The 1,984-nt window shown below is 59.8% G+C and carries 1 protein-coding gene; it reads right to left on the reverse strand.

Annotated features, from left to right (window positions below):
• Positions 1 to 312 precede the first annotated feature (312 nt).
• Entirely contained in the window at positions 313 to 1,614 is a 1,302-nt protein-coding gene (locus A3754_RS15700; RefSeq protein ID WP_063520459.1) for a hypothetical protein, read from the reverse strand.
• Positions 1,615 to 1,984 lie beyond the last annotated feature (370 nt).

The following is a 1,984-nucleotide window of genomic DNA, read 5'->3' on the forward strand; positions in this document are numbered from 1 at the left end:
AGATATGTCCATCCATCGAAAAAGCGCAACAACGAGTGCGGGCCAGCCTGGATGACCCGAAGCACCCGTTCGGGCATAAAGGCGCGGCCTGAAGCGCACACCTGCTGCGCCTTGCCTCTCGGAAAGGGAACCACCCTGACCATCAAGACAAGACGCAACAGCTGCACGCTTCAGGCCACGCTGAGCATGCAAGGAGTTTTTCAGAGGTTCCCTAGCGTTTTTTCATGATTTCCCCCTTACTTTTGGCAAAGGCGGCAAGATTAATACCTAAGCCTCAGATGGAAAATCTTTTTCATATCATTGCGATATTACTTACACGCTTTTGAGAGATTTCGCACTGGCGACACCCATCACCCCCATACATCCCAGCACCAGCAACGCCCAGCCGTTACCCAACATGGCCACCGCCGCACTGATACCGCCAACTGCCAGCAACAGCACGCCAATCACGGTATTGCTCACCGCCGTGTAATCGGTGCGCTTGGTGCCGCCCGCCATGTCCACCATGTAGGTCTTGCGGCCGATACGCACGCCGGCATGAGCAATGGCCAGGATGAAAAAGGCCACCGGGTACAACCAGTGCATGCCCTCTGCCTGCACACCGGACACCGACACCGCACCCGCCACCACACACACCAGCGCTGCCAGGGTGCCGCCACGGATCATGACGGCACGACTGGAGCTGTCTGCCATATAGCCCCACACCGTGGCACTCACCGCACTGGCCAGGCTCGACGCCAACACGAAACTCCCCAGCAGCAACGCCAGGCTGGACTGCTCTTTCGCCAGTAACACCAGAAACGGCGACGCCAATGACGACGCCATCAGCAAGGCACGGGTCATCACGAAGCGTCGGAAGGGCACATCGTCCTTCAACAGGGACAAGCTGTTCCAGGCCTCGCGCAGGGCGTTGCTGCCGCCCTCGCTGGCACCGGGATATTCATCCACGGACAGAAACACCAGCGCAGCCACCAACCAGGCCGCACCGGCACCGGCCAGCAGTGCACTGTAGAACAGGATGGAAGGGTCGCTGTCGCCACGGAAGATCAGCAGCGTCAGCCCGAAGGTCAGCGCGCCGGACAGCGTGGCCGAAAGGCCGGTGAGCCGGCCACGGCGGGATTTGGGAATACACTTGCCCTGCACATCCTTCATGGACACGGAACAGAAGCCCCGGCTGATGCTAAAGAGCACCAACAGGCCGACAATCGCCCACCCCGCAGCCAGGCCGTCCAGCAGCCACACCACCAACGCCATGCCCAGCACAGACAATCCCTGCAGCGCCGCCCCAAGCACCCAGAAGCCCTTACGCACCGGGTAGCGACGCACCAGTGCGCCGATCATCAACTGAGGAATCAACGAACCGGACTCACGAATGGGCACCAGCAAGGCGGCCAGAGAACCCGGCGCGCCCACCGCGCTGATCAGCCAGGCCAGCACGGTTTTCGGGTTGATCAACAGGTCACCGACCTTGGTCAGGGTATTGGCGGCGATAATGCGAAAGAAGTTGCCCGGCACCTCCCGGCAAGCGTCCTCACTAATGTCTGTACAGGTGCGCGCATCTTCATCGTTGGCCACTTTTTCATACAACGCGTCCACTACCGACTCTTTCTTCATACACTTCCTGATAATCGCTAGACGCCAAATGCCGGATGCCTGACGAAAAACACGCAGCCTGAAATGCTGTCGTTATTCCGACACGCTTTCCCCGCTTTGCGGCGCACAGGGGTTTGACGGGAAAGCAGCAGGCATGGCAGATACGCAGAACCACGAAAATACCGTCCCCAATTGGCAGGATACCATGGCAACCACCGGGCTTTGATTGCGCCGCCACCGGGCGGGCTTTAGACTTTGCGACATCTCTTGCTAGCGAGTCATCATGTCGCCACAGAATCCCGACGTCTTGCCCCATGCCGCCGCCGGCTCCGTAGGGCTGATCGAGCCACAGGTCACCACTTCGACACCCCGTTGGAGCTGGAATGTGGCC

The sequence above is a fragment of the Alcanivorax sp. HI0083 genome (assembly GCF_001635175.1).